The sequence below is a fragment of the Streptomyces sp. M41 genome (assembly GCF_043673425.1).
Taxonomy (GTDB): domain Bacteria; phylum Actinomycetota; class Actinomycetes; order Streptomycetales; family Streptomycetaceae; genus Streptomyces.
In genome coordinates this window covers 95,157-111,955 of record NZ_JBIMKE010000005.1, presented here as the reverse complement: position 1 = coordinate 111,955, position 16,799 = coordinate 95,157, and the positions used below count along the sequence as shown (strand labels likewise).

The 16,799-nt window shown below is 72.5% G+C and carries 21 protein-coding genes; 12 read left to right on the top strand and 9 right to left on the bottom strand.

Annotation, left to right across the window (positions count from 1 at the left end; genetic code table 11):
- Positions 1-5: 5 nt before the first annotated feature.
- Positions 6-179 carry a hypothetical protein gene (locus tag ACHBTE_RS09035; protein WP_394723016.1) on the bottom strand — a complete coding sequence of 58 codons (174 nt, stop codon included), beginning with the start codon at positions 177-179 and terminating at the stop codon, positions 6-8.
- A gap of 116 nt (positions 180-295) precedes the next feature.
- Between ACHBTE_RS09035 and ACHBTE_RS09030 the strand changes: the two genes are divergently transcribed.
- From ACHBTE_RS09030 to ACHBTE_RS09020, 3 genes are all read left to right on the top strand, one after another.
- A complete protein-coding gene (locus tag ACHBTE_RS09030; RefSeq protein ID WP_394723014.1) occupies positions 296-1,639 on the top strand; it encodes a tetratricopeptide repeat protein in 1,344 nt (447 codons plus the stop codon).
- 142 nt (positions 1,640-1,781) lie between these two features.
- Positions 1,782-2,561: a GAF and ANTAR domain-containing protein gene (locus tag ACHBTE_RS09025; protein ID WP_394723013.1), complete on the top strand. Its 780-nt coding sequence runs from the start codon at positions 1,782-1,784 to the stop codon at positions 2,559-2,561.
- A gap of 106 nt (positions 2,562-2,667) precedes the next feature.
- On the top strand, positions 2,668-2,943 hold the full coding sequence (locus tag ACHBTE_RS09020; protein WP_394723011.1) for a ribosomal protein L7/L12: 276 nt from the start codon (positions 2,668-2,670) through the stop codon (positions 2,941-2,943).
- A gap of 58 nt (positions 2,944-3,001) precedes the next feature.
- On the opposite strand, the gene ACHBTE_RS09015 is transcribed toward ACHBTE_RS09020, so the two are convergent.
- From ACHBTE_RS09015 to ACHBTE_RS09000, 4 genes are all read right to left on the bottom strand, one after another.
- Positions 3,002-3,775: a hypothetical protein gene (locus tag ACHBTE_RS09015; protein WP_394723010.1), complete on the bottom strand. Its 774-nt coding sequence runs from the start codon at positions 3,773-3,775 to the stop codon at positions 3,002-3,004.
- Positions 3,776-4,108: 333 nt separating this feature from the next.
- Positions 4,109-5,689 carry an alpha/beta hydrolase gene (locus tag ACHBTE_RS09010; RefSeq protein ID WP_394723008.1) on the bottom strand — a complete coding sequence of 527 codons (1,581 nt, stop codon included), beginning with the start codon at positions 5,687-5,689 and terminating at the stop codon, positions 4,109-4,111.
- Between the two features lie 163 nt (positions 5,690-5,852).
- Positions 5,853-6,131 carry a DUF397 domain-containing protein gene (locus ACHBTE_RS09005; RefSeq protein WP_394723007.1) on the bottom strand — a complete coding sequence of 93 codons (279 nt, stop codon included), beginning with the start codon at positions 6,129-6,131 and terminating at the stop codon, positions 5,853-5,855.
- Entirely contained in the window at positions 6,091-6,939 is an 849-nt protein-coding gene (locus tag ACHBTE_RS09000; protein ID WP_394723006.1) for a helix-turn-helix transcriptional regulator, read from the bottom strand. Before ACHBTE_RS09000 ends, ACHBTE_RS09005 begins: the two co-directional genes overlap by 41 nt.
- 83 nt (positions 6,940-7,022) lie before the next feature.
- On the opposite strand from ACHBTE_RS09000, the gene ACHBTE_RS08995 reads away from it, so the two are divergent.
- The 4 genes from ACHBTE_RS08995 to ACHBTE_RS08980 all read left to right on the top strand — a co-directional run bounded on the left by ACHBTE_RS08995 (position 7,023) and on the right by ACHBTE_RS08980 (position 11,401).
- Positions 7,023-8,033: a nucleoside hydrolase gene (locus tag ACHBTE_RS08995; protein ID WP_394723005.1), complete on the top strand. Its 1,011-nt coding sequence runs from the start codon at positions 7,023-7,025 to the stop codon at positions 8,031-8,033.
- Positions 8,034-8,147: 114 nt separating this feature from the next.
- On the top strand, positions 8,148-9,821 hold the full coding sequence (locus tag ACHBTE_RS08990; RefSeq protein ID WP_394723004.1) for a glycoside hydrolase family 13 protein: 1,674 nt from the start codon (positions 8,148-8,150) through the stop codon (positions 9,819-9,821).
- A gap of 124 nt (positions 9,822-9,945) precedes the next feature.
- Positions 9,946-10,230, top strand: coding sequence for a hypothetical protein (locus ACHBTE_RS08985; RefSeq protein ID WP_394723003.1), 285 nt, complete (start codon positions 9,946-9,948; stop codon positions 10,228-10,230).
- A gap of 151 nt (positions 10,231-10,381) precedes the next feature.
- Positions 10,382-11,401, top strand: coding sequence for a carboxypeptidase regulatory-like domain-containing protein (locus ACHBTE_RS08980; RefSeq protein WP_394723001.1), 1,020 nt, complete (start codon positions 10,382-10,384; stop codon positions 11,399-11,401).
- Positions 11,402-11,453: 52 nt separating this feature from the next.
- Here the strand turns inward: ACHBTE_RS08980 and ACHBTE_RS08975 are convergent, their stop codons facing one another.
- Positions 11,454-11,921, bottom strand: coding sequence for an FxLYD domain-containing protein (locus ACHBTE_RS08975; RefSeq protein ID WP_394722999.1), 468 nt, complete (start codon positions 11,919-11,921; stop codon positions 11,454-11,456).
- Between the two features lie 236 nt (positions 11,922-12,157).
- On the opposite strand from ACHBTE_RS08975, the gene ACHBTE_RS08970 reads away from it, so the two are divergent.
- Complete coding sequence (locus ACHBTE_RS08970) at positions 12,158-12,757, top strand: hypothetical protein (protein ID WP_394722998.1); 600 nt, start codon at positions 12,158-12,160, stop codon at positions 12,755-12,757.
- Between the two features lie 22 nt (positions 12,758-12,779).
- Here ACHBTE_RS08970 and ACHBTE_RS08965 read toward each other — a convergent pair whose 3' ends face one another.
- The 3 genes from ACHBTE_RS08965 to ACHBTE_RS08955 form a co-directional block, all read right to left on the bottom strand.
- Entirely contained in the window at positions 12,780-13,148 is a 369-nt protein-coding gene (locus ACHBTE_RS08965; RefSeq protein ID WP_394722997.1) for a DUF6479 family protein, read from the bottom strand.
- A gap of 128 nt (positions 13,149-13,276) precedes the next feature.
- On the bottom strand, positions 13,277-13,948 hold the full coding sequence (locus tag ACHBTE_RS08960) for a DUF305 domain-containing protein (protein WP_394722996.1): 672 nt from the start codon (positions 13,946-13,948) through the stop codon (positions 13,277-13,279).
- 106 nt (positions 13,949-14,054) lie between these two features.
- Positions 14,055-14,471 (bottom strand): DUF6153 family protein, encoded by a 417-nt coding sequence (locus ACHBTE_RS08955; RefSeq protein ID WP_394722995.1) that lies wholly within the window; start codon positions 14,469-14,471, stop codon positions 14,055-14,057.
- Positions 14,472-14,599: 128 nt separating this feature from the next.
- Here ACHBTE_RS08955 and ACHBTE_RS08950 point away from each other — a divergent pair, with 128 nt between their 5' ends.
- The 4 genes from ACHBTE_RS08950 (at position 14,600) to ACHBTE_RS08935 (ending at position 16,742) form a co-directional block, all read left to right on the top strand.
- Complete coding sequence (locus tag ACHBTE_RS08950; protein WP_394722994.1) at positions 14,600-15,010, top strand: sortase-dependent protein; 411 nt, start codon at positions 14,600-14,602, stop codon at positions 15,008-15,010.
- Positions 15,007-15,642 (top strand): class F sortase, encoded by a 636-nt coding sequence (locus ACHBTE_RS08945; protein WP_394722993.1) that lies wholly within the window; start codon positions 15,007-15,009, stop codon positions 15,640-15,642. Before ACHBTE_RS08950 ends, ACHBTE_RS08945 begins: the two co-directional genes overlap by 4 nt.
- Positions 15,643-15,736: 94 nt before the next feature.
- Positions 15,737-16,228, top strand: a complete 492-nt coding sequence (locus ACHBTE_RS08940; protein WP_394722992.1) for an RNA polymerase sigma factor — start codon at positions 15,737-15,739, stop codon at positions 16,226-16,228.
- Positions 16,212-16,742, top strand: a complete 531-nt coding sequence (locus ACHBTE_RS08935) for a hypothetical protein (protein ID WP_394722991.1) — start codon at positions 16,212-16,214, stop codon at positions 16,740-16,742. The genes ACHBTE_RS08940 and ACHBTE_RS08935 overlap by 17 nt, the downstream gene beginning before the upstream one ends.
- Positions 16,743-16,799 lie beyond the last annotated feature (57 nt).

The window sequence follows — 16,799 nt, the reverse complement described above, 5'->3', positions numbered from 1 at the left end:
TGCCCTCAGCGGCCGGCGGAGGCCGCCGGTCCGGTCGTGGTCTGCGGATGCCACGCCGGCCGGGTCTCCGCCGCTCTCGCCGGCCCCGCGTTCGCCGCCAGGATCAGCGTCGCCACGGTGACCACGGCGGCGGCGACACCTCGGGTGTAACGCGCGGTGGTGCTGGTGCGTCCGACCACGGCGACCTCTCAGCGGCAGGCAAGGTATCGGGCGGTTTCAATTAAGCAGGTTTAATACACCGTTTAACCTAGGGGCCGTCCAAGCCGAACGGCAAGGGGTGCAGGGGGAGTTGGGCATGGCCGAGCGTGACGACCCGGGGATCATCGGGCGCCGGGTGCAGCAGCTGAGGGTCGAGCGCGGGCTGACCCAGCGGCAGTTGGCCGAACCGGCCTACACACCCGCCTATGTCTCCACGCTGGAGGCCGGCCGGGTGCGCCCCTCCGACGACGCGCTGCGGCATCTCGCCGACCGGCTCGGCGTCGCCTTCGAGGAGCTGGCCACCGGGAGACCGGCCCACCTCGCCACCGATCTGCGGCTCAGACTCACCGAGGCCCAGCGCGCACTCGCCACCGGAGCGGCCGAGGCGGCGGCCGAGCAGTACGCCGCGCTGCTCGCCGAGGCGCGTGGACATCAGCTCGGCGAGGCGGAGGCCGTCGCGCTGCTCGGACTCGGCGAGTGCGGCATCGACACCGGCGAGCTGGCCGAGGCCCGACGGTACTTCGAACTGGCCGAGCAGGCCCTCGCCGACGCCCCGTTACCCGCCCGGGTGCCGGCCCTGCGCGGGCGTGCGGTCTCCCACTACCTCGCCGGCGAACTGCGCTACGCCGTCTATCTGCTGGAGTCCACCCTCGACGAGCTGAACCGCGGCGGACTGCACGACCCCGACGCCCTGCTCCTGCTCTACGCCAGCGTCATCGGCCCGTACATGGACATGGGCGCCCATGCCCGCGCCGCCCAGGCCGCCGAGTACGCCCTCGCGCTCGCCCCGCAGGCCGCCGACCCGGCCCTGGTGGCCCGGATGCACCGGTCCGTCGCCCGCACCCTCCTCGCCGAGGGGCGGCTCGCCGAGGCCGACGCCTCCCTCGCCAAGGCCGCCGAGCTGTACCGACAGCTCCAGATCCGTACCGAACTCGCCAACTGCCACTGGATGCGCGGCTACGTCTACGCCCAGAACGGCGACCTCGAGCGCGCCGAGGCCGAACTGCGCGAGGCCCGCGCCATGCTCACCGCCCAGCGCGCCGCCCTCTACACCAGCCAGGTCGCCGTAGAACTCGCTGATGTGCTGCACCGGCGCGGCAAGTCCGACGAGGCCGCCGCCCTGCTGCACGAGGTGCTCAGCGACTTCAGCCCCGAGCGCGGCGCGCTGCACTCCGCCGCCGCCCACCGCCTGCTCGGCATCATCGCCGAGGACACCCGCGACACCGAGGCCGCCGAGGAGCACTACGTCCGCGCGCTGAGCCTGCTGGAACGCGCGGGTGCGGCCGGCGACCTGGCCGACCTGTGCCGTCTCCTCGGTGACCTGCTGCGCCGCACCGGCCGGGTCGAGGCGGCCCTGGACGCGTACCGCACCGGCCTCGGCCACCGCACGGCCCCCGGCACGACCACCCTGGGCCCGGCCCCGGCCCAGCCCCCGCTGTAGCGGCCCCGGCCGCCCCCGGTTCCGGCCCGCCGCGTGGTTTTGCGGGGCCGGTCACGGGTAGTCGGGCGTGGTCCGGGACGAGCGGTCAGGGCCGTAAGGGTCTGGGACCGGAGCACGCCGCGCTCGGGACGAGGAGGCTGCCGTGCAGCCCAGAGACGATCGATGCGATGAGCGGGGGCGGGAGCCGCCGGTGCCCGCCCGGCGGGATGCAGGTGGTGCCGCGCAGGGCGACGGCGAGCGAATCGCCGATGGCGTACGCGGTGCGGGTCCGGGCGAGGTGCCGGCGCGGCTGTGCGATGTCGCCGTGGAGCTGCTGCCCGTGAACGGCGCGAGCGTGTCGCTGCACAGCGACGGCATGCCCGTACAGCTGGGCGCGAGCAGCCCGCAGGCCGCCCGTCTGACGGAGATCCAGGCCACCTTGGGCGACTGCCCGTGCCAGTCCGCCGCCCTCAGCGGTGCGCCCGTGCTCGCGTGTGATCTGACGGAAGGGCTGGACGTCTCGCGCTGGCCGGTCTTCGCCCAGGAGGCCACGGCCGCCGGGGTCCGGGCGGTGTACTCGATGCCGCTCGGCAACGAGACGGTGTGCGTGGGCACGCTGGATCTCTACCGGGACACGCCCGGCGCGCTCAGTGAGCGGGAGCTGCGCACGGCGCGGTTGGTGGCCGGGATGATGACGACGGCGCTGATGGCGCTGCCGCGCATGGAGGAGGCGGGCGACCCGGAGGACGAGCGCTGGCTGAGCGGCCTCGCCGCCGACCAGGACCAGGTCTACCAGGCCACCGGCATGATGATGGCCCAGCTGGGCGTCGGCACGGACGAGGCACTGGCCCGTCTGCGCGCCCATGCCTTCGCCCATGGACGCACGGCTCTGGACGTGGCCCGGGACGTGGTGGCCCACCGTTTGCGTTTCACACCGGAGTAGTCCGAACCGAGCCGAGCCGAGCCGAGCCGCGGAGCCCCTCTCAAGATCGGTCGCCCGCTGAGAGCGGGCGCCTTCTGCGATCGGCGGCCCCCTAGGATCATCCGTCATGGACATAGCGGGTTTGTTTTTGGCGGCGGTTGCGTTCGTGATGTTGCTCGGCATGGAGAACCGGATCTCCCGTACCGACCGGCGCCTCGCCAGGGTCGAGCGCAAACTCGATCTGATCGTCGACCACTTGGGGCTGCGTGAGGAGGACCCGAGGATGGACGAGGTCGTGGCGCTGGCGCGGTCGGGCAAGAAGATCCCGGCGATCAAGACCTACCGGGAGATCACCGGGGCGGGCCTGAAGGAGGCCAAGGAGGCCGTGGACCGCATCGTCTGACCGCCGCGTCGTCGGCATCGCCGTGTCCGGCCGACGTGCGGCCCGGGTGGGCGCCCGCTCAGATGCTGGCACGCCCCCGCTTGCGCACCTCCGCCAGCCGGTGGGCACCCACTTCGACGGCCGCCCGGGTGGCATCGGCGGGTACCTCGCCGAGGCCGCCCGTCGTGACGACGATCGCGTCGTCGCCCACCCGGACGGCGGCGACGTCGAGCGTGAGGGTGGGCGCGTCGTCGTACTCGGACACGGCGCTGAGGACGATGCGCAGCCCCTGCCGGGCCTCCCCGACCTCGGGCAGCTCGACCCCCCGGACCCACCCGGTCATCGGCCCGCCGCCCGCGGTGGCCGTGAAGCGTCCGCACGCGTCCGGCAGTCCGTCGAGCCAGGCCAGCGTCCGGTCCACGTCGGCCGGCCGGTGCGCGACGACCTGGTAGCGCAGCTGGGCCCCGTCCCACGCGTCGTCCAGGCCGACCGAGGCGCGCGTACGGGCGTCGGGGCCGAAGAGCTCCTCCGTGTAGAGGCTGTCGAGGAGCCGGCCGCACTCCGGCGACTCGGTGGTCGCCTTGAGCATGGACTCCCGCCAGGTGGCGAAGCCCTCGGTGGCCGCCCACGGTTCCCCGAGATCGGCCTCGCCGATGAGCGCGGCCCTGGCCTGGGACTGGGTGAGGGTCGGATCGGCTGCGGGCACCTTCGGCGCGCCGGCCGCGGACGAGGCCGGGGCGCTGACGGCCCTGGCCGCCTCGTCCAGCCCGAGGGCGGAGCAGGCGGACACGGACAGCAGGGCGCCCACCGAGAGCGCCGAGGCGACGACGGCACGGGCCGGGGGACGGGGCATCGAGGACCTCCTGCGCTGGGGGCCATGGCGCGCTCAAGATCGGGTACGTCTTCTCAAGGCACCATCACGCGGGTACGGCCACCAGCGCGCCGGTCCGTCCGGGTGACACGGCTCGCCCGGTCAGCCGCCGTCGGTTCCGTCGTCCTCGGGGGCCAACATCATGTCCTTGCGGCTGTAGAGCGGCAGCCCGCTCGTGTCCAGCTTCCAGGCGCCGAGTTCGGTGGAGCGGGCCGCTGGTGCGGCTCATGCTAATTGCGCCGAACGTCGAAGCCTCCTGGAACCGCTCGGTGATGTGGCACCGGGCGGTTCCAGGAGGCGTTCAAGGGGAGAGCGTCAGAAGCGGGGCGCTCCCGGCGACTGCTCCGGGGTCGGGATGACCGGCTCGGCCGGGGCGCCGCTGCGGCTGCCCAGCGGCTTGCAGGTGACGTCCTGGGCCGGCAGCTTGCCGTTGCTCAGGTAGGCGTTGACGGCCTTGTCCGCGCAGGACTTCGTGTTCCCGGCGTAGACGCCGTGGCCCTCGCCGCCCTTGACGTACACCATGCGCGAGCCCCTCAGGGCGCTGTGCATACCCTCGCCGCTGACCAGGGGCGTCTGGGAGTCCCACTGGTTCTGGACGACCAGCGTGCCGACCTTGTTGTCGACCTTGGTGACTGGCTCGGCCGTCTTGCCCCAGAAGGCGCAGGGCGTGATGTTGGATCCGAAGTCGCCGTACAGCGGGTACTGCGCCTTGTCCCGGACCGCCTCCCGCCGGTACTGCTCGGGGTCGTGCGACCAGGCCGGGGTGTCACCGCAGACCACGGTCCAGAACGACGCGGACCCGTTGTCGGCCGGCGGCTGCGCGGCGAAGGTGGCGGAGCGGCGCGGTTCCCGACGGTCCTCCGAGACGGCGGAACGGCCCGTGCGTGCACGGCCGTCGGCCGCCTTCTTCAGGTCCACGAACGCCTCCGCCGCGCTCTGCGGGCTGAAGAACTCGCCCCGCAAGTAGGAACGGATGTCCGTGCCGGTGAGCTTCGTGTCACCGTCCTCGATCGGCTTGCGGTCCGCCCTGGCTATCAGATCCCAGAACGTCTTCTTCACCTTCGCCGGGGTCGCGCCCAGCTTGTACGTGCGGTGCCGCTTCGCGGTCCACTGCGTCCACCGCTTGAACGCCGGCTCGGTCCCCTCCGCCCACACCTGGATCATGCCCCGCCACACCCGCTCCGGGTCGACGGCGCTGTCCAGCACGAAACGGTCGGTGCGCTGCGGGAACATCTGCGCGTAGACGGCACCGAGGTAGGTGCCGTAGGAGTAGCCCAGGTAGGAAAGCTTCTTCTCGCCCAGTACGGCCCGCAGGACGTCCATGTCACGGGCGGTGTTGCGGGTCGTGAAGTACGGCAGCTTGTCGCCGTTCTTGGCACGGCACTTGTCGGCGACGCTCTTGGCCCACTTGACGTCCTTGTCGAACGTCTCCGGCTTGTACGGGCGTTCGGAGTTCTGCTGCGCGTTCGTGAGGCCGCAGGTGAGCGGGGTGCTCTGGCCCACGCCCCGGGGGTCGAACCCGATCAGGTCGTACTGCTCCCGGACCTTCTTCGGCATCATCTCCTTCATCATCACCGGCATGTCCAGGCCCGGCCCGCCAGGACCACCGGGGTTGAACACGAGCGCGCCGTGCCGCTTGCCGGGCACGGAGGTCTTCATGCGGGAGATCGCCAGCTTGATCGTCTTGCCGTCGGGGCGGCTGTAGTCGAGCGGAACCTTGATCGTCGCGCACTGGAAGGAGGCCGGCATCTGCGCGTCGCAACGATGCCACGCGGGCTTCTGGGTCGTGAATCTCTTCAGCGGTTCCGCCGCGGACGCCTGCGCCGGGGCGAGAACCGGGACCAGCGTCGCCGTGACCCCCACGGCAAGCAGGGGCGCGATGCGTGCTATCCGCACGATGGCCGTTCCTTTCGATCAACTACCGAATCGGAACGACCATTTCGTGACTGCGGGGTGCTGCGAATCCCTCTGCGGGGCGGACTTGATACGACTCCCGACGGACATGAAAGAGACGTAGGGAGGAGAACCGGAAGGCGCGTTTTTCCGTCCGGCCCCTGGGTCAGGGGGTGTTGGACCGGCGGACGTGGTCGATGAAGGTCGCGTATGCCTTCGGCGACAGGGTGAGGGTGCCGTGGTCGGGGTTCTTGGAGTCGCGAACGGCTATGCAGGGGGTGAGGTCGGCTACCTCGACGCATTCGCCGCCCGTGGTTCCGCTGTACGAAGACTTGCGCCAGGCGACCGGACCGAGGGGGGCGCATTCGACGCACTCGCCACCCGTGCTGCCGCTGTAACTGGACTTACGCCAAAGGGCGTTGACCCGCGTCTGTGTGCTGTCCATAACGCTCCTCCAGTACGCCCTTGATCAGTTCCGCCGAATCCTCCACGGAGAGGGCGGCTCCCTGCAAGCCAGCGTAACGAAGGGCGGCTCCGCGGATAGTCTCCGGATTGGCCGTCATGTGACCTGAAATCAGGTCCTCGGTGTAGATGACGTCCGGATCGTCCTCGAACCGGAGCAGTGTGAACGAGCCGTCCAGGCTGGTGTGCTCACCCACCTCGAAGGGCAGCACCTGGAGGCGGATCCAGCGTTCGTCCTGGAGATGTAAGAGGTGATGGAGCTGGTCCCGCATGACGTCCGGGCCGCCGATGGGGCGGTGCAGCACCGCCTCGTCGAGGACCACCAACGTCAGGGGAGGTTGCTCCCGCCTGAGGATGCGCTGTCGTTCCATGCGGGCGGCGAGCAGCTCGTCGAGCTTGTCCGGTTGGCCCGTTGCCAGTACGGCGCGGGCATAAGCCTTGGTCTGAAGCAGCCCGTAAACCAACTGGCACTGGTAGGTGGAGATGTACGTCGCGTTCGCCTCCATGTCGGCGAACGGCTGAAACCACGTAGGCAACTGGCTCCGCAGCACCAGTCCCACCAACCGCGAGAACATCCCGTCCGTCCCCAGCGCCGCGTCCAGTCGCTCGGCGAAGTCCCGTTGTGGGACCTTTTTCGCGGTCTCGATCTGTCCGACCAGGGAGCCTGTGCAGAAGACGATGTCGCCCAGCTCCTTCTGCCGGAGCCCTGCCTCCTCCCGTTTTCTCCTCAGCTCGTAACCGAAGTAGTCCAACGGGGAGGCGCTGGGATCGAGTTCACGGATGTGAGCCATGTAGCTGAGAGTAAGTGAACGACTTCGCGGTGGTGATGTGAATCGTGGAAAATCGGGCCGCCGCGTGTGAGAGGAGATTCGACGTGACGAACGGTCAGCCCATCCCGGTGATCATCGACTGCGACACCGGCGTCGACGACGCCCTGGCCCTGCTGTTCGCCGCCCGCCATCCGGGGCTCGACCTGCGCGCGGTCACCTGCGTCGCCGGCAACACGGACGTGGACGGCGTCGTACGCAACACCCTGACCGTCCTGGAGCGGGCCGGTGCCCCCGACGTCCCCGTCGCCCGGGGTGCCGGACGCCCGCTGGTCGAGGCCCCGCGGTCGGCACGGCATGTGCACGGCGAGGACGGCATGGGCGACCTCGGCCTGCCGGCCCCGACCCGCGCCCCGGCCGACGTGGACGCGGTGACGCTGCTGCGCCGCGAGATCCTCGCCTCGCCGCGCCCGGTGACGCTGATCCCGACGGCGCCGCTCACCAACATCGCCCTGTTGCTGCGCACGCACCCGGAGGTCACCGCCAACCTCGAGCGGATCGTCTTCATGGGCGGCGCGGTGGCGACCGGCAACGCCACACCGGTCGCGGAGTTCAATGTGTGGCACGACCCGGAGGCCGCCGCGATCCTGCTCACGGCCGGGGTGCCGATCACCATGTACGGCCTGGACGTCTTCCAGCGGGTCGTGGTCCCGGGGGCGGACGTACGGCGGCTGCGGGAGAGCGAGGAGCCCGGGGCCCGGCTCGCCGGCGACCTGCTGTCCCACCGTCCGGCCGCGCCCGACCTCGCCGTCGACCTGTTGTCGCGCCGCCCGCCCGAGCCGGGGATCGCCGCCGACCCCGAGGCCGGTGGCCTCGGTGACGCGGGCGCGGTCTGCGCGGTCGTGGACCCGGCGGGCATCACCACCCGCCTGTTGCCCGTGGAGGTCTCCCTGGCGCCCGGCCCGACCCGCGGCCAGACCCTCGTCGACCGCCGTCCCCGTCCCGGGGAGTCCGAGATCCACCTGGGTCACCGTGAACTGCACATGGTCGATGTCGCCCTGGACGTGGACGTCGACCGCTTCGTGAAGCTGTATCTGGCGACGGTGGAAGGCCGCTGATCGGCCCGGGCGGGGGAAGAGGGGCCGCTCCGGGTCTCGGAGGTTCACGTTTTGGGCGATATGGACAGAGTTCTCGATATCGCCCGTACCCCGCACCGGCGCAGAGGAGTCCGTGTGACCGTCCGCACCACCACGCCCGCGACACCCGACCTCTCCTCCAAGGACCCGAACTGGTGGCGCCAAGCCGTCATCTACCAGGTCTACCCCCGCAGCTTCGCCGACGGCGACGGCGACGGGCTCGGTGACCTCAAGGGCCTCACCCAGCGTCTGAACCATCTCGCCGCCCTCGGCGTGGACGCCCTGTGGCTGAGCCCCTTCTACCCCTCCGAGCTCGCCGACGGCGGCTACGACGTCGCCGACTACCGCGACGTCGACCCGCGGCTGGGCACCCTCGACGACTTCGACGCCATGGCCGCCGAGGCCCACCGGCTCGGCCTGAAGGTGATCGTCGACCTGGTCCCCAACCACACCTCCCACCAGCACGTCTGGTTCCAGGAGGCGCTGCGCTCCGGCCCGGGCTCGGCCGCCCGTGACCGCTATGTCTTCCGGGCCGGCCGCGGCCCGCACGGCGAACTCCCGCCCACCGACTGGCAGTCCGTCTTCGGCGGCAGCGCCTGGCGCCGGGTCCCCGACGGACAGTGGTACCTGCATCTGTTCACCCCGCAGCAGCCGGACCTGAACTGGCGGAACGAGGAGGTCCGCGCCGACTTCCGCACCACCCTGCGCTTCTGGTCCGACCGCGGCGTGGACGGCTTCCGGGTCGACGTCGCGCACGCGCTCGCCAAGGACCTCGACGAGCCGCTGCGCGACCTCGGCACTCCCGAGCTGAGCCGCGAGGACGCCCTCCCGGACTTCCCGCCCGGCACCCACCCCTTCTACGACCGCGACGAGGTCCACGAGATCTACCGCGACTGGCGCAAGATCCTCGACGCCTACCGCCCGCCCCGCATGGCGGTCGCCGAGGCCTGGGTCAACCCGAGCGCCCGCCGCGCCCTGTACGCCCGCCCGGACGAACTGGGCCAGGCGTTCAACTTCGAGTATCTGCAAGCGAGCTGGAACGCGGACGAACTGCGCCGGATCATCACCGAGTCGCTCGCCACCGCCCGCTCCGCCGGAGCGTCGGCCACCTGGGTCCTCTCCAACCACGACGTCGTCCGCCACACCTCCCGACTGATGCTCCCGCCCGACACCGACGACAACGCCTGGCTGCTGTCCGGCGGCCACGCACCGGCGGTCGACGAGTCCGCGGGCCTGCGCCGCGCCCGCGCCGCGACCCTCCTCATGCTGGCGCTGCCCGGATCGTCGTACGTCTACCAGGGCGAGGAACTCGGCCTGCCCGAGGTCGCCGACCTGCCTGTCGAGGTCCTCCAGGACCCGATCTGGGAACAGACGGGACGCGTACGCAAGGGGCGCGACGGCTGCCGGGTGCCGCTGCCGTGGACGACGACGGGACCCTCGTACGGCTTCGGCACCGGCGGGTCCTGGCTGCCCCAGCCGTCGAGCTTCGCGGCGTACGCCGTGGACGCGCAGGACGGCACCGAGGGCTCCACCCTGGAGCTCTACCGCACCGCCCTGCGGCTGCGCCGCAAGCTGCTGGCGGGCGAGGAACTCCACTGGGCGCCGGACGCCCCGCCCGGAGTGCTGCACTTCGCCCGCACCGACGGCTGGCGGTGCGTCACGAACCTGTCCGGGGCGGCGGTGGAGCTGCCGCCGGGGGAGGTGCTGCTCGGCAGCGGTCCACTGGCGGACGGACGGCTGGCACCGGACACGACCGTGTGGCTGGCGTAGGCCGGCGCGGGCGGCCGGCCCGGGGTCCGGGTGGCGGCACGGGCCGACCCGTCTGAGTGAGAGGCGAGGAGGGTTCGCGTGGCGCGGCGGACGGGGCGGGCCGACCGGCCGAGGATCCGGACGCGTGGCACGCACCTTCGACGAGCTCGTCGCGATGCAGCGGGCGGCTGACCAGGCGCACATCGGGGTCGAGGACCTACGGGAGCGCTACGGGCCGCCCGCCCACACACCGTGGACCCAGCTCCAGACCGAGACCTACGAGACCGCCTGGCGGGCCTGGCGCGACCTCGCCCGCGATGTGCAGAGCGCGGTGACCGACTACGCGAAGGAGCAGGGCACTTCGCGCAACGAGGTGGAGGAGGACGTCAAGCGCGCCGTACGGCACCCGGAGCCCGGGGCGGGCGGCTGACCTCGCCGGCCGCCCCCCCGGCGCCCGGACGGGTGGTGCATGCCGCGGTCCTGTCCCGGACGGCCGAACAACGCACGTCAGGCGCGGAGCGAGGCCGTGAGAATCGCAGTCAGTGCTGTTGCCGATCCGCCTGTGAGGAGCTCTGCCGACTATGAGCAGGTCCTGGAAGACGACGACGCTCGGGTCGCTCGCCATGGCGGGCGTGCTGCTGCTGTCCGGTACGGCGTACGGCGGGGAGGGCGCCTTCGGGGTGGTCACCCGTGGTGTGGGGGCGGTCGGTGACGGCCTCGGGGAGGTCGTCGGGGGCGGCCTCGGAGTAGGTGGACCCCGGCCTGTCGAGCGGGAGTTGTGGGCAGGGGCGACCATCGAGCCCGGACGGGAGGGCATCGTCGAGGTCGGTGGTTACAACGGGGCGGCGCTGAAGGCGGGTTCCACACTGACGCTGACGGCGCCGGCGAAGACACGGGTGACGGGCGCGCCGTTCGCCGCGCGCGGATACCGGGCCTCGGTGGCGCTCGGCGGGGGCAGCGCGACGTACACCTTCGTGGGGGCGACCGACACGGCACGGGAGCACGCGTCCGGTTCCGCGGGCGAGCCGGGTGCGCAGGCGGCGGTCGGGGAGGAGGTGTTCGAGGATGCGGCTGCCGGGGACGCGGCAGCTGGGGAGGCGTGGAAGGGCCGTACCTTCCCCTTCGTCCTGTCGGTCAGCCCGGACGCCGAGCCCGGCACCCTGCTGCCCGACTGCACCCTGGTCCTCAGGGACGCGAAGGGCGCGGTGCGGGGCCGGGGCAGCTGCACCGTGACCGTCGGGCTGCCCGCGCCGACCCTGTCCCGCCCCCACTCGGGCGTCCCGCTGGGCACCTCACCGCAGGCGTCGGGGACGGCCTATCCGGGCGCCCAGGTGACGGTGCGCGACGCGGCGGAGAACGAGGTCTGCGCGACCACCGCCGAGCCCGACGGCAGCTGGTCCTGCGTACCGGGCCTGGCCCTCACACCCGGCCCGGGCCGCCTCCAGGCGACGGCCTCCCTGAACGGCGTCAGCGCGACGAGCGAGCAGATCAACATCATCGTGGCGGGCTCCGGCACGGCACAGCCGGACACGGTGTCGGACAGCGAAGGCGACCCGCTGCGGCCTCGACCGGGCAGCCCGGGCGCCGACGGCACTCACTAGACCCTCAGGATCAGTAGCGCACCGCAGCCCCTCAGCAGTGCACCGCAGACCCTCAGTAGCGCACCGCCCGCGCCACCTCCGCCCGGATCTCCCCGCCCAGATCACGCGTGCTGCGCGCGGTGCCGGTGCCCGACTCGCCCGCCGCCACGTCGGCCACGGTCACCACGACCGCGTCCAGCAGATTGCCGTCCTCGTCCCGGAAGTCGACCTGTGTGGCGAAGGACCTCGTCGAGTCGGTCGTGTTCCGTGCGGTGACCTCGACGGTCGTCCGGCCGTCGGCGTCGGTCGTCGGATCGCCCAGCCGCACCGCGCTCCTGGCGTCGACGCCGCCCTTGATGTCGTCCAGTTTGCTGCCCGCCTCCGCGGTCGCCGAGGCGAAGGCCGACGCCGCCTTGCTGGCCACCGAGGACGGGGTGTCCTCCTCGGAGCAGGCGGTCAGGAGCGCGGCGGCCACGGCGGTCGTCGCGAGGAGCGTGGTCGTCGTCCACCGCGTCCGGTGACGCGTTCGGTGACCGGGCATGACGCCTCCCAGCGGGTGCGGTGTGGTCCGGTCCGGGGCGGGAGCCGGCTGCACGGGGTGCTCCTTCAGTGAAGGTCCGGGCGGCCGAGCCCGCACCCCGGTCGTCACCCGATCGGCCCGTCCCCCGTGGTGGCCGCCCCCGGGCGAACAGATGGTCGTACCGACCGATACCGACCGCAGAACACGACACGGAACACGGTCGGAAGACGACACGTGAGAAGTGGGGTACGGCAGCCATGAGCCAGCAGCAGCCGCAGTCGCAGCCGCCGCCGCATGCGACCGACGCGGCCCACAGCTCCTCGGGAGCCCCCGGTTCCTCCGGCGCTCCCGGATCGTCCGCCGCCCACACCGACCGCCCGTGGGCCGAGGGCGGACCGGTCCCGACGCCCAGCACCACGCCCGCCCCCGCCACCGGCTGGGCCACCGGCGGACTCGTCTTCGCCGGTGTGCTGATGCTGGTGAACGGTCTGCTGGGCATCCTCCAGGGCATCTCGGCCATCGCCGAGGACGACGTGTACGGCCGTATCGGCGACTACGTCTACGAAATGAACCTCACCGGGTGGGGCTGGACGCTGCTCGTCCTCGGCGCGGTGGTGGCGATGGTCGGCTACGGCATCCTCCAGGGCGCCTGGTGGGCCCGGGTCACCGGTATCTTCGTGGCGTCCCTGGGCCTGGTGCTGCACTTCCTCTTCCTGCCGTACACGCCTGCCTGGTCCGTGATCATGGTCGGCATCGACTTCTTCGTGATCCTGGCCCTCGCCATGGCCCCGGACGTGTCGAACGGCGGCGCGCTCGGCTCGCGCCGGTCCGACGGCACGCCGTCCGATTCCGCTTGATCGCCGGGCTACGGGCTACGGGCTAGGCGTTCCCGATGCCGCCGCCGCCGAAGGAACCGCTCTTGCCGGGAAGCCAGCGTTTGCGATGCTGGTCCTCGCTGCGCCTGCTGCCCGCGTGGTGCAGCTCGTGCGGCAGGAGGCGCTCCCGGCCCGTCGCGTGCGGCACCTCGTCCGGTTCCCGCACCTCGCGGACCTCATGGACCGGACCGGTGTCGGGAAGGTGCGGCTGCTCCTCGGCCTTGGGCCGGGGCAGCTCGCGATCACGGACCCGCATGCCCAGCTGCACGGCCCAGACCAGTGCGCCGGCGATGAACAGGCCACCCACGAAGGCGGCGATCACGTTGAGTACTTCACTCGACGTGGCCGCTAGTACAAACGTCGCCGTACTCATGCCCCAATTATCACCGAAACGGGTGAATAAGCTCCCGCAAGGACGACCGGCCCCGCGTTCCGGGGCACTGCGCGGCGGGGTGGTGGGCCCGGGCGCTCGCGCGGACCGGGCCCACCGTCCGGCGGGTGTCAGCCGTTGCTCTTGCCCAGCAGCTTGTTCATCTCCCGGATCTCGGCGGTCTGGCCGGTGATGACGGCGTCCGCCAGCTCGGTCGCGGGGCCGTAGGCGCCCTTGGCCTTCTCGGTCGTGGCCATCTCCACGGCGCCCTCGTGATGTTCGATCATCAGGGTGAGGAACAGGGTGTCGAAGTCCTTGCCGGATGCCTTCATCAGCCGAGTCATGTCCTCGGCGTCCATCATTCCGGCCATGCCCGAATGACCGGTACCGCCGGAACCGCCGGAACCACCGCCGGTGTGCCCGCCGGAGTGGTCCGCGCCGGGGGTCGCGGAGGGCACCTCCTCGCCCCAGGTCTTCAGCCACCCCGACATCTTCTCGATCTCCGGCCCCTGGGCCCGCTCGATGCGGGCGGCGAGGTCCTCGACCTTGGCCGAGGAGGCCCGGCCGGCGGCCGACTCCGACATCTCCAGGGCCTGTCGGTGGTGCGTGATCATGCCCTGCGCGAAGGCGACGTCCTGGTCGTTGTGGGCGCCGGTCCCGGCGGTCGGCGAGGTCGGCTTCCCGGCGGCGGTGCCGGATCCGCTGCCGCCGTCGTCACCACCGCAGGCGGCGAGGGCGAGGGTGGCGGTGACGGCCGTCGCGGCCAGGGCGGCGCGACGGACCAGGGTTCGTGTGCTGGTCATGCTGAGAGCTCCTGCGAAGTGCGTGAATCGCCGCGGCGTCGAGTCGCGGCGCGGACATGGCTGAGTGCCGTGCGCCCGTCGGTGACGGGGACGGCTCGGCCTTGTCCTACGTGCGCAGGATCTGGAGTTCGGCCAGCGAGGGAGGCGCGCGCCCGCCCTCCGGCGCCCCGGCCACGAACCGGCCGTCGAGGGCGACCGCCACGGCCGTCCCGGACGGGTCGGGCACGAGGGCCGGCAGCACCGGGCCGGCGCCGACGGCACCGGAGGCGCAGGTCGGATCGGCGTGCCGGGCATGACCGCCGCCCATGGCGCCGCCGTGGCAGACGGACTCGTCGGTCGTCAGCGGCGCCGGGGCGCTTGTGGCACTCGCGTGCGGGTGAGGGGAGGACACGGCGACGGCGCCACCGGGCGCGAGGCCGTGCATCCCGAACAGCCCGGCGAGCAGCCCGAGCAGCACAAGCAGGCGCCACGGCCCCGGAATCGGAAGCCGCGGCGCACGGTGCTGCGGGGCACGCGCGATCACGGCCTCATCGTACGGTCCGCCGGGCTTTGCCATCTCTTTACAACCGGCCCCGCAGCCGCGTCGTCTCTTCGCTCGACCCGTCACCCAGCCCGCCGCAGACCGGGCGAACGACGAAAGAGAGCCACCCGATGCGCCGTACCGTCCTCAGTGCCGTGGCACTGACCTGCACCGCCCTGCTGGCGAGCGCCGCCCCCGCCTTCGCCACGACCAGCTCGCCGACCCCGGCCCCCAGCTCGCCCACCCCGTCCCCCAGCGCGCCGACCAGCGCCCCCTCCGCCACCCCCACGCCCAGCGCCGAGCCCGGCGACAGCGCGTCCCCCACCCCGACGGCGCCGCCGTCCGCCGAACCGACCCGGGCGCCCGGCGACGGCCAGGTCTCCCGCGTCCCGTCCGGGGCGCCCGACACCGGCGTGACCGCGTCCGACTCGGGATCCGGCAGCTTCGGCGGCGGACTGGCCGGCGGGGGAGCGGCTGCGCTTCTGCTCGCCGGGGGCGCCACGACGTTCGTCGTCCGGCGTCGGAGGGCCAACGAGGGATGACGCCGCTGTCCAGGCGCGCGTTCGGCACGGCGACGCTGGCCACCCTGCTGGTGGGCTGCGCGGGCGAGGCGACGGAGCAGGACACGCGGGCGGGTTCCCGCAGACGGCGGGGAGCGCAGACGTCCGCGCAGGACGCGTCGCCCCCGACCGCCGCGAACCCGCCCCGGGCCCTGGGCCGTTCGGTCCCAATCCGCCTGCGGATCCCGGCGATCGCGGTCGACACCCCGTTCCTGCGGCTGGGGCTGGCGCCGGACAACACCGTGCAGGTGCCGCCGATCACGGCCCATGACCGGGCCGGCTGGTACCGGCACTCGCCGACACCGGGCCAGGTCGGCCCGTCCGTCGTCCTCGGCCATGTCACGGTGGGCGCGTACGGGGACGGGGTGTTCCGCCGGCTGGACCGCCTGCGCCGGGGCGACCGCATCGTGGTGGGCCGCGAGGACGGCACGGCGGCGGAGTTCGCCGTGACCGCCGTACGGACCGTGGCCAAGGCGGACTTCCCGGCCGAGGACGTCTACGGGGACGTGGCCAGGCCGGAGTTGCGGCTGATCACCTGCGGGGGCCCGCGCGAGGGCGACGAGTACCGCGACAACGTGATCGTCTTCGCCGAGCTGAGCTCCACCTCCCCCTGAAGCTCCGCGGCACGAATCCGGTGCCGGGCCACGGAACGTACGCCGGCGGCCCGGCATCCCTTCTGGTGCAGGCTTCCTCACGACCTGGAGAGCGTTGAAACGGACCCGCGACACGGCAGCGTCCGAGCTGTTCGCCGCCCTCTATCCGCGCCTCGCCGGCTGGTGCCGCCGGCTCGTCGACGACGACGAGACGGCCCACGAGATCGCCTCCGAGGCGTTCACCCGGCTGTGGGCGCGCTGGAGCCGGGTGGAGGAACCGCGCGGTTTCCTCTACGTCACCGCGGCCAACCTGGTCCGGGACCACTGGCGCAAACTGGAGCGCGAACGCAAGGCGATGCGGCGGGTCACGACGGAGGCCGCGGTCAACTCCCACACGGAACAGGCGGACCCCTCCGTACGGCTGCTCGTGCAGTCCCTGCCGGAACGACTGCGCGTCCCGATCCTCCTCCACTACTACGCCGACATGCCGATCCGGGAGGTGTCCGTGCTCACCGGACGCAAGGAAGGAACCGTCAAGGCCGACCTCCACGCGGCCCGTGAACTGCTCCGCGTCCATCTGAGGAGAAGCCTTGACCACACGCTTTGACGGCGACGAGGAGGGCGTGGAGTCCGCCGCCGACGACCCTCTGGCGGTGATCCTGGGGGCCCCGTCCACCGAGTACCTCGCCGCACCGCCCGGCCGCTACGAGGCGATCCGCCGGAGGGCGTCCCGGCGCCGGCTGCTGCGCACGGCGGCGGGGCTGGGCGCGACCTGTGCGGTCGCCGCCCTCGTCGCCGTACCGCTGTACTTCGCGCGGCCGGACGGCCCCGCCTCCCCGGTGCCTCCGCTGGCCCCCGCCCCCGCCCCGACGAGCACCCGCACGCCCCCCACCGAACCGTCCCCGGCCCCCACCCCCTCGATGTCGTCCACCGAAGCCGGGACCCCTACCCCGACGGTGCCGCCGGAACCGTCCGACTCCCCCACACCCACCAGCGGCAGGACCCAGGGACCTCCGACGCCGAGCGGCTCGCTCCCCACCGCCGAGCCGACGGACACCGGGACCGCCGCACCCTCGGTGGGCCCGGGCGCGGGTGGACTCCGGGCCTCAGGCCGGCGATGAGGGCGGGGATGAGGACGGCGGTGAAAGCGGGGGAATTCCCTGGCGGTTCGGACGGTG

Bases quoted from the DNA above. Each gene is read 5' to 3' on its own strand.
- ACHBTE_RS09020 (WP_394723011.1), top strand. From the start codon at position 2,668: ATGGACATAGCGGGTTTGTTTTTGGCGGCGGTTGCGTTCGTGATGTTG.
- ACHBTE_RS09005 (WP_394723007.1), bottom strand. From the start codon at position 6,131: ATGGACAGCACACAGACGCGGGTCAACGCCCTTTGGCGTAAGTCCAGT.
- ACHBTE_RS08950 (WP_394722994.1), top strand. From the start codon at position 14,600: ATGCGCCGTACCGTCCTCAGTGCCGTGGCACTGACCTGCACCGCCCTG.
- ACHBTE_RS09015 (WP_394723010.1), bottom strand. From the start codon at position 3,775: ATGCCCCGTCCCCCGGCCCGTGCCGTCGTCGCCTCGGCGCTCTCGGTG.
- ACHBTE_RS08980 (WP_394723001.1), top strand. From the start codon at position 10,382: ATGAGCAGGTCCTGGAAGACGACGACGCTCGGGTCGCTCGCCATGGCG.
- ACHBTE_RS08975 (WP_394722999.1), bottom strand. From the start codon at position 11,921: ATGCCCGGTCACCGAACGCGTCACCGGACGCGGTGGACGACGACCACG.
- ACHBTE_RS08945 (WP_394722993.1), top strand. From the start codon at position 15,007: ATGACGCCGCTGTCCAGGCGCGCGTTCGGCACGGCGACGCTGGCCACC.
- ACHBTE_RS08970 (WP_394722998.1), top strand. From the start codon at position 12,158: ATGAGCCAGCAGCAGCCGCAGTCGCAGCCGCCGCCGCATGCGACCGAC.
- ACHBTE_RS09000 (WP_394723006.1), bottom strand. From the start codon at position 6,939: ATGGCTCACATCCGTGAACTCGATCCCAGCGCCTCCCCGTTGGACTAC.
- ACHBTE_RS09030 (WP_394723014.1), top strand. From the start codon at position 296: ATGGCCGAGCGTGACGACCCGGGGATCATCGGGCGCCGGGTGCAGCAG.
- ACHBTE_RS08960 (WP_394722996.1), bottom strand. From the start codon at position 13,948: ATGACCAGCACACGAACCCTGGTCCGTCGCGCCGCCCTGGCCGCGACG.
- ACHBTE_RS08965 (WP_394722997.1), bottom strand. From the start codon at position 13,148: ATGAGTACGGCGACGTTTGTACTAGCGGCCACGTCGAGTGAAGTACTC.